The organism is Flavitalea plasmicola (genome assembly GCF_030546645.1).
Classification (GTDB): Bacteria; Bacteroidota; Bacteroidia; order Chitinophagales; family Chitinophagaceae; genus Puia.
The window spans coordinates 1-10,760 of the sequence record NZ_JAUOTO010000018.1 but is presented as its reverse complement, the minus strand read 5'-3'; the positions used below and the strand labels follow the sequence as shown (position 1 = coordinate 10,760).

The 10,760-nt window shown below is 56.5% G+C and carries 1 protein-coding gene; it reads right to left on the bottom strand.

Annotation, left to right across the window (positions count from 1 at the left end; genetic code table 11):
* The coding region (locus tag Q4E93_RS34390; protein ID WP_303592663.1) for a beta strand repeat-containing protein at nt 1–10,760 on the bottom strand (10,760 nt) is incomplete at both ends.

The window sequence follows — 10,760 nt, the reverse complement described above, 5'->3', positions numbered from 1 at the left end:
AGGTTCGTCTGGGCCGGAGTGATCGTATAAGGTGCTGTGCCGCCAGTCGGAGTAATGACGACAGATCCCGTAGCCCCACCATTACAAGCAACGTTGGTTACTGCTGTAGTAGCCGTGATGGGTGTGGGTTCGGTGATAGTGACAGGTACCGTAATGGAACAACCGTTCGCATCCGTAACAGTAAAGGTATAGCTGCCAGCTGTTAACCCCGTTTGGGCAGGCGTGATAGTGTATGGTCCTACCCCGCCAGCAGGTGTGATCACTACAGAACCTGTAGCCCCACCATTACAAGCCACATTCGTCGCTGCTGTGGTCGCCGTGATCGGCGTAGGTTCAGTGATCGTCACCGGTACGGTGATGGAGCAGCCATTGGCATCCGTCACAGTGAAGGTATAGCTGCCGGCTGTTAAGCCAGTCTGGGCCGGAGTGATCGTATAAGGTGCAGTGCCGCCGGTTGGAGTGATCACTACAGAACCCGTAGCGCCACCATTACAAGCCACGTTGGTCACTACTGTAGTGGCTGTGATCGGCGTAGGTTCAGTGATCGTCACCGGTACGGTGATGGAACAGCCATTGGCGTCGGTGACGGTGAAGGTGTAGCTGCCAGCAGCCAGGTTCGTCTGGGCCGGGGTAATCGTATAAGGAGCAGTGCCGCCAGTCGGCGTGATCACTACAGAACCCGTAGCCCCACCATTACAAGCAACATTCGTCACTGCTGTGGTCGCCGTGATGGGTGTGGGTTCAGTGATCGTAACCGGTACCGTGATAGAACATCCGTTGGCGTCGGTGACGGTGAAGGTATAGCTGCCGGCAGCCAGGTTGGTCTGCGCAGGAGTGATCGTATAAGGAGCAGTGCCGCCTGTCGGCGTGATCACTACAGAACCCGTAGCGCCACCATTACAAGCAACATTGGTTACCGCTGTGGTAGCCGTGATCGGCGTGGGTTCAGTGATCGTAACCGGTACCGTGATAGAACAGCCGTTGGCATCCGTAACAGTGAAGGTATAGCTGCCAGCGGTTAAACCCGTTTGGGCAGGGGTGATAGTGTATGGTCCTACCCCACCTGCAGGTGTGATCACTACAGATCCGGTGGCCCCACCATTACAAGCAACGTTGGTGATGGCTGTCGTAGCCGTGATCGGCGTAGGTTCAGTGATCGTAACAGGTACGGTGATGGAACAGCCGTTGGCATCCGTAACAGTGAAGGTGTAGCTGCCGGCTGTGAGACCAGTTTGCGCAGGGGTGATGGTGTATGGTCCTACCCCACCTGCAGGCGTGATCACTACCGATCCCGTAGCCCCACCATTACAAGCAACATTGGTTACCGCTGTGGTAGCCGTGATCGGAGTGGGTTCGGTGATCGTGACCGGTACGGTGATGGAGCAGCCATTGGCGTCGGTAACGGTAAAGGTGTAGCTGCCAGCAGCCAGGTTCGTCTGGGCCGGGGTAATCGTATAAGGTGCGGTGCCGCCTGTCGGAGTGATGACCACCGATCCCGTAGCCCCACCATTACAAGCCACATTGGTTACTGCTGTAGTGGCTGTGATCGGCGTGGGTTCGGTGATCGTAACAGGTACGGTGATGGAACAGCCGTTGGCATCCGTGACAGTGAAGGTATAGCTGCCGGCGGTTAAACCAGTTTGAGCAGGGGTGATGGTGTATGGCCCTACCCCACCTGCAGGCGTGATCACTACAGACCCGGTAGCCCCGCCATTACAAGCCACATTGGTCACTGCTGCGGTGGCCGTGATCGGCGTGGGTTCCGTGATGGTGACCGGTACCGTGATCGAACAACCGTTCGCATCCGTAACAGTAAACGTATAGGAGCCAGCTGTTAAACCCGTTTGTGCGGGGGTGATGGTGTATGGTCCTACCCCGCCAGCAGGTGTGATCACCACCGATCCTGTAGCCCCACCATTACAAGCCACATTGGTTACTGCTGTGGTGGCCGTGATCGGCGTAGGTTCGGTGATCGTAACCGGTACGGTGATCGAGCAGCCATTGGCGTCGGTGACGGTGAAGGTATAGCTGCCAGCAGCCAGATTGGTCTGTGCCGGGGTAATCGTGTAAGGAGCAGTGCCGCCAGTCGGGGTGATCACTACAGACCCAGTAGCCCCACCATTACAAGCAACATTGGTTACTGCTGTAGTGGCTGTGATCGGCGTGGGTTCGGTGATCGTCACCGGTACGGTAATGGAGCAGCCATTGGCGTCCGTAACAGTGAAGGTGTAGCTGCCGGCAGCCAGGTTGGTTTGTGCCGGAGTGATCGTATAAGGAGCTGTGCCGCCGGTCGGGGTGATCACTACCGATCCAGTAGCTCCGCCATTACAAGCAACATTGGTTACTGCTGTAGTGGCCGTGATCGGAGTGGGTTCGGTGATCGTAACCGGTACGGTAATGGAACAGCCATTGGCATCCGTGATCGTGAAGGTATAGCTGCCGGCGGTTAAACCCGTTTGTGCAGGAGTGATGGTGTATGGTCCTACCCCGCCAGCAGGTGTGATCACTACAGACCCGGTAGCGCCGCCATTACAAGCAACATTGGTTACTGCCGTGGTAGCCGTGATCGGCGTGGGTTCGGTGATCGTAACCGGCACCGTGATGGAGCAACCATTGGCGTCGGTGACGGTGAAGGTGTAGCTGCCAGCAGCCAAGTTCGTCTGGGCCGGGGTAATCGTATAAGGTGCGGTGCCGCCGGTTGGGGTAATCACTACAGAACCTGTAGCCCCACCATTACAAGCAACATTGGTTACCGCTGTAGTAGCCGTGATTGGCGTGGGTTCAGTAATCGTAACCGGTACCGTGATAGAGCAGCCGTTCGCATCCGTTACAGTAAACGTATAGGAGCCGGCTGTTAAACCCGTTTGTGCAGGGGTGATGGTGTATGGTCCTACTCCACCAGCAGGTGTTATAACCACCGATCCCGTAGCGCCACCATTACAAGCGACATTCGTCACTGCTGTGGTCGCCGTGATGGGCGTGGGTTCGGTAATAGTGACCGGTACGGTGATCGAGCAGCCGTTGGCGTCGGTGACGGTGAAGGTATAAGAGCCAGCTGTTAAACCTGTTTGTGCAGGAGTGATCGTATAAGGAGCAGTGCCGCCTGTCGGAGTGATCACCACTGACCCCGTAGCCCCACCATTACAAGCCACATTGGTCACTGCCGTGGTAGCCGTGATCGGCGTGGGTTCAGTGATCGTCACCGGTACGGTAATGGAGCAGCCGTTGGCATCGGTGACCGTAAAGGTATAGCTGCCGGCGGCTAAACCCGTCTGGGCCGGAGTGATCGTATAAGGTGCTGTGCCGCCAGTCGGAGTAATGACGACAGATCCCGTAGCCCCGCCATTACAAGCCACATTCGTTACTGCTGTGGTCGCCGTGATCGGCGTAGGTTCGGTGATCGTAACCGGTACGGTGATAGAACAGCCGTTCGCATCGGTGACGGTAAAGGTATAGCTGCCGGCGGTGAGACCCGTTTGGGCGGGGGTGATAGTGTATGGTCCTACCCCACCTGCAGGCGTGATTACTACAGACCCGGTAGCGCCGCCATTACAAGCAACATTGGTTACTGCCGTGGTAGCCGTGATCGGCGTGGGCTCGGTGATCGTAACAGGTACGGTGATGGAACAGCCGTTGGCATCGGTGACAGTGAAGGTATAGGGACCAGCTGTTAAGCCCGTTTGGGCAGGCGTGATGGTGTATGGTCCTACTCCACCAGCAGGTGTTATAACCACCGATCCCGTAGCGCCACCATTACAAGCGACATTCGTCACTGCTGTGGTCGCCGTGATGGGCGTGGGTTCCGTAATAGTAACCGGTACGGTGATGGAGCAGCCGTTGGCGTCGGTGACGGTGAAGGTATAACTGCCGGCAGCCAGGTTGGTCTGCGCCGGGGTGATCGTATAAGGAGCAGTGCCGCCGGTTGGAGTGATCACCACTGATCCTGTAGCCCCACCATTACAAGCAACATTGGTTACTGCTGTAGTAGCCGTGATGGGCGTGGGTTCGGTGATCGTAACCGGCACTGTGATGGAACAGCCGTTGGCATCCGTAACAGTGAAGGTGTAGCTGCCGGCTGTGAGACCCGTTTGGGCAGGAGTGATGGTGTATGGTCCTACCCCACCTGCAGGTGTGATCACTACAGACCCGGTAGCCCCGCCATTACAAGCAACATTGGTTACTGCCGTGGTAGCGGTGATCGGGGTGGGTTCGGTGATCGTAACCGGTACGGTAATGGAACAGCCATTGGCATCCGTGATCGTGAAGGTATAGCTGCCGGCGGTTAAACCCGTTTGAGCGGGTGTGATGGTGTATGGTCCTACCCCACCAGCAGGTGTGATCACTACAGACCCTGTAGCCCCACCATTACAAGCAACATTGGTTACTATGGTGGTAGCCGTGATCGGCGTGGGTTCGGTGATCGTAACCGGTACGGCGATAGAACAACCATTAGCATCCGTCACAGTGAAGGTATAACTGCCGGCTGTGAGACCTGTTTGTGCAGGCGTAATCGTATAAGGGGCAGTGCCGCCGGTCGGAGTGATCACCACTGACCCGGTAGCCCCACCATTACAAGCAACGTTGGTTACTGCTGTAGTAGCCGTGATGGGCGTAGGTTCAGTGATCGTAACCGGCACTGTGATGGAGCAGCCGTTGGCATCGGTGACGGTGAAGGTGTAGCTGCCGGCAGCCAGGTTCGTCTGGGCCGGAGTGATCGTATAAGGAGCAGTACCGCCAGTTGGGGTGATCACTACCGATCCGGTAGCGCTACCGTTACAAGCCACATTGGTTACTGCGGTGGTGGCCGTGATCGGCGTGGGTTCAGTGATCGTCACCGGTACCGTGATGGAACAACCGTTCGCATCCGTTACAGTGAAGGTGTAGCTGCCAGCAGCCAGGTTCGTCTGGGCCGGGGTGATCGTATAAGGTGCAGTACCGCCAGTTGGAGTAATGACGACAGATCCTGTAGCCCCACCATTACAAGCCACATTCGTTACTGCTGTGATAGCCGTGATCGGGGTGGGTTCGGTAATTGTGACCGGCACGGTGATCGAGCAGCCGTTGGCATCGGTGACAGTGAAGGTATAGCTGCCGGCGGTGAGACCAGTTTGCGCAGGCGTAATCGTATAAGGTGCAGTGCCGCCAGTTGGGGTAATGACGACTGATCCGGTAGCCCCACCATTACAGGCTACATTGGTTACTGCTGTAGTAGCTGTGATGGGCGTGGGTTCGGTGATCGTAACAGGCACGGTGATGGAACAGCCATTGGCATCCGTAACAGTGAAGGTATAGCTGCCCGCAGCCAGGTTCGTCTGGGCCGGAGTAATCGTATAAGGAGCAGTGCCGCCAGTCGGGGTAATGATGACTGAACCTGTAGCCCCGCCATTACAAGCAACATTGGTTACTGCCGTGGTAGCCGTGATGGGCGTAGGTTCAGTAATAGTAACCGGTACCGTGATCGAGCAGCCATTGGCATCCGTTACAGTGAAGGTGTAGCTGCCAGCGGTTAAGCCAGTCTGGGCGGGGGTGATGGTGTATGGTCCTACCCCGCCTGCAGGGGTAATCACTACAGACCCTGTAGCCCCACCATTACAAGCAACGTTGGTGATGGCAGTCGTAGCCGTGATCGGAGTGGGTTCGGTAATCGTCACCGGTACGGTGATCGAGCAGCCATTGGCATCCGTGACCGTAAAGGTATAGCTGCCAGCAGCCAGGTTGGTCTGTGCCGGGGTAATCGTATAAGGAGCAGTACCGCCAGTTGGGGTAATCACTACCGATCCCGTAGCGCCACCATTACAAGCAACATTGGTTACAACTGTGGTGGCTGTGATCGGCGTAGGTTCAGTGATCGTAACAGGAACAGTGATGGAACAGCCGTTGGCGTCGGTGACGGTAAAGGTATAGCTGCCAGCAGCCAGGTTCGTCTGTGCCGGAGTAATCGTATAAGGTGCAGTGCCGCCGGTCGGGGTGATCACTACAGATCCTGTAGCCCCACCATTACAAGCTACATTGGTTACTGCTGTGGTGGCCGTGATCGGCGTAGGTTCGGTGACTGTGACGGGTACCGTAATGGAACAACCATTCGCATCCGTAACAGTGAAGGTATAGCTGCCAGCGGTTAAACCCGTTTGTGCGGGGGTGATGGTGTATGGTCCTACCCCTCCTGCAGGTGTGATCACTACAGACCCGGTAGCCCCACCATTACAGGCAACATTGGTTACTGCTGTGGTAGCCGTGATCGGGGTTGGTTCAGTGATCGTAACCGGTACGGTGATAGAGCAGCCATTGGCATCCGTCACAGTGAAGGTATAGCTGCCAGCAGCCAGGTTCGTCTGGGTCGGGGTAATCGTATAAGGTGCAGTGCCGCCAGTCGGGGTGATCACTACAGAACCTGTAGCCCCACCATTACAAGCCACATTGGTCACTGCCGTGGTAGCCGTGATGGGTGTGGGTTCCGTGATCGTGACAGGTACAGTGATCGAGCAGCCGTTGGCATCCGTAACAGTGAAGGTGTAGGAGCCGGCTGTGAGACCTGTTTGAGCAGGCGTAATCGTATAAGGAGCAGTGCCGCCAGTCGGGGTGATTACCACCGATCCTGTAGCCCCACCATTACAAGCAACGTTGGTTACTGCTGAAGTGGCCGTGATCGGCGTAGGTTCGGTGATCGTGACAGGCACCGTGATCGTGCAACCATTGGCATCGGTGATGGTGAAGGTATAGCTGCCGGCAGCCAGGTTCGTCTGGGCCGGAGTGATCGTATAAGGTGCAGTGCCGCCAGTTGGGGTGATCACTACAGAACCTGTAGCCCCACCATTACAAGCAACATTGGTTACTGCTGTAGTGGCTGTGATCGGCGTAGGTTCCGTGATCGTCACCGGCACCGTGATAGAACAACCGTTCGCATCCGTAACAGTGAAGGTATAGCTGCCGGCAGCCAGGTTCGTCTGGGCCGGGGTAATCGTATAAGGTGCGGTGCCGCCGGTCGGATTGATCACTACAGAACCCGTAGCGCCACCATTACAAGCAACATTCGTCACTGCTGTGGTGGCCGTGATGGGCGTAGGTTCGGTAATCGTAACCGGTACGGTGATGGAACAACCGTTCGCATCCGTGACAGTGAAGGTATAGGAGCCGGCGGTGAGACCAGTTTGTGCCGGAGTGATCGTATAAGGTGCAGTGCCGCCGGTCGGGGTGATTACTACCGATCCGGTAGCTCCGCCATTACAAGCAACATTGGTCACTGCCGTGGTAGCGGTGATCGGCGTGGGTTCAGTGATAGTGACGGGTACCGTGATGGAACAGCCATTGGCATCCGTAACAGTAAAGGTGTAGCTGCCGGCAGCCAGGTTCGTCTGTGCCGGGGTGATCGTATAAGGAGCAGTGCCGCCGGTCGGGGTAATGACGACAGACCCCGTAGTACCACCATTACAAGCCACATTGGTTACTGCCGTGGTAGCCGTGATCGGCGTGGGTTCGGTAATCGTAACTGGCACGATGATGGAACAACCGTTCGCATCCGTAACAGTGAAGGTGTAGCTACCAGCGGTTAAGCCCGTTTGTGTCGGAGTAATCGTATAAGGTGCAGTGCCGCCTGTCGGAGTGATCACCACTGACCCCGTAGCCCCACCATTACAAGCAACATTGGTTACTGCTGCAGTGGCCGTGATCGGGGTGGGTTCAGTGATCGTGACCGGTACCGTAATGGAGCAGCCATTAGCATCCGTAACAGTGAAGGTGTAGCTGCCAGCGGTTAAGCCAGTCTGGGCGGGGGTGATGGTGTATGGTCCTACCCCGCCAGCAGGTGTGATCACTACAGAACCTGTAGCCCCACCATTACAAGCAACGTTGGTGATGGCAGTCGTAGCCGTGATCGGCGTAGGTTCGGTAATCGTCACCGGTACGGTGATCGAGCAGCCATTGGCATCCGTGACAGTGAAGGTATAGGAGCCGGCGGTTAAACCCGTCTGTGCCGGAGTGATCGTATAGGGTGCGGTGCCGCCAGTTGGGGTAATGATAACTGATCCCGAAGCCCCGCCATTACAAGCAACGTTGGTCACTGCTGTAGTGGCCGTGATCGGCGTGGGTTCGGTGATCGTAACCGGTACGGTGATCGAGCAGCCATTGGCGTCCGTAACAGTGAAGGTATAGGAGCCAGCTGTTAAACCTATTTGTGCCGGGGTGATCGTATAAGGAGCAGTGCCGCCTGTCGGAGTGATCACCACTGATCCTGTAGCCCCACCATTACAAGCAACATTGGTTACTGCTGTAGTAGCCGTGATGGGCGTGGGTTCGGTGATCGTAACCGGCACTGTGATGGAACAGCCGTTGGCATCCGTAACAGTGAAGGTGTAGCTGCCGGCGGTGAGACCCGTTTGGGCAGGAGTGATGGTGTATGGTCCTACCCCACCTGCAGGTGTGATCACCACCGATCCGGTAGCGCCACCATTGCAGGCCACATTGGTTACTACTGTGGTAGCGGTGATCGGGGTGGGTTCGGTAATAGTGACCGGTACCGTAATGGAGCAGCCATTAGCGTCGGTGACGGTAAAGGTATAAGAGCCAGCTGTTAAACCTGTTTGCGCCGGAGTGATCGTATAAGGGGCAGTGCCGCCGGTTGGAGTGATCACCACTGATCCGGTAGCACCACCATTACAAGCCACATTGGTCACTGCTGTGGTGGCCGTGATCGGCGTGGGTTCGGTAATCGTAACCGGTACGGTGATGGAGCAGCCGTTGGCATCCGTAACAGTGAAGGTGTAGGAGCCGGCTGTGAGACCTGTTTGCGCGGGTGTGATGGTGTATGGTCCTACCCCGCCAGCAGGAGAAATAACGACTGATCCCGTAGCGCCACCATTACAAGCAACATTGGTTACTGCTGTGGTGGCTGTGATCGGCGTGGGTTCCGTGATCGTAACCGGTACCGTGATCGAGCAGCCGTTGGCATCCGTAACAGTAAACGTATAGCTGCCCGCAGCCAGGTTCGTCTGGGCCGGGGTGATCGTATAAGGAGCAGTGCCGCCGGTCGGGGTGATCACTACAGAACCTGTAGCTCCGCCATTACAAGCAACATTGGTCACTGCCGTGGTGGCGGTGATCGGGGTAGGTTCAGTGATCGTGACGGGTACCATGATGGAGCAACCATTGGCATCCGTAACAGTGAAGGTATAGCTGCCAGCAGCCAGATTGGTTTGGGCCGGGGTAATCGTATAAGGAGCAGTGCCGCCGGTCGGGGTGATCACCACAGAACCTGTAGCCCCACCATTACAAGCAACGTTGGTTACTGCTGTCGTAGCCGTGATGGGTGTAGGTTCGGTGATCGTAACCGGTACGGTGATCGAGCAGCCATTGGCATCCGTAACAGTAAAGGTATAGTTGCCGGCAGCCAGGTTGGTTTGTGCCGGAGTGATCGTATAAGGTGCTGTGCCACCGGTCGGCGTAATAACGACCGATCCCGTAGCCCCACCATTACAAGCCACATTGGTTACTGCTGTAGTGGCCGTGATCGGCGTGGGTTCGGAGATCGTCACCGGCACCGTAATGGAGCAACCATTGGCATCCGTAACAGTGAAGGTGTAGCTGCCGGCTGTTAAACCCGTTTGGGCCGGGGTGATCGTATAAGGGGCAGTGCCGCCAGTTGGAGTGATGACCACAGATCCTGTAGCCCCGCCATTACAAGCCACATTGGTTACTGCCGTGGTAGCCGCGATGGGCGTAGGTTCAGTAATAGTAACCGGTACCGTGATAGAACATCCGTTGGCGTCGGTGACGGTGAAGGTATAGCTGCCAGCAGCCAGGTTCGTCTGTGCCGGAGTGATCGTATAAGGGGCAGTGCCGCCTGTCGGCGTGATGACCACCGATCCCGTAGCGCCACCATTACAAGCCACATTGGTCACTGCTGTGGTGGCCGTGATCGGCGTAGGTTCAGTGATAGTGACGGGTACCGTGATGGAACAACCGTTGGCATCCGTAACAGTAAACGTATAGGAGCCGGCTGTTAAACCAGTTTGAGCGGGGGTGATGGTGTATGGTCCTACCCCGCCAGCAGGAGTAATAACGACAGATCCAGTAGCGCCGCCATTACAAGCCACATTGGTTACTGCCGTGGTAGCGGTGATCGGCGTGGGTTCGGAGATCGTAACAGGCACCGTAATGGAGCAACCATTGGCATCCGTAACAGTGAAGGTGTAGCTGCCGGCTGTTAAACCCGTTTGGGCCGGGGTGATCGTATAAGGGGCAGTGCCGCCAGTTGGAGTGATGACCACAGATCCTGTAGCCCCGCCATTACAAGCCACATTGGTCACTGCTGTAGTAGCCGTGATGGGCGTGGGTTCGGTGATAGTGACGGGTACCGTAATGGAACAACCGTTCGCATCCGTCACAGTGAAGGTATAGCTGCCTGCGGTTAAGCCAGTCTGGGCGGGTGTGATGGTGTATGGTCCTACCCCGCCAGCAGGAGTAATAACGACCGATCCCGTAGCCCCGCCATTACAAGCCACATTGGTTACTGCAGTGGTGGCCGTGATCGGCGTGGGTTCGGTAATTGTGACGGGCACCGTGATAGAGCAACCATTCGCATCCGTAACAGTGAAGGTATAGCTGCCTGCGGTTAAACCCGTTTGGGCAGGCGTGATGGTGTATGGTCCTACCCCACCAGCAGGTGTGATCACTACAGATCCGGTGGCCCCACCATTACAAGCCACATTGGTTATTGCTGTAGTGGCTGTGATCGGCGTAGGTTCAGTGATCGTAACAGGTACGGT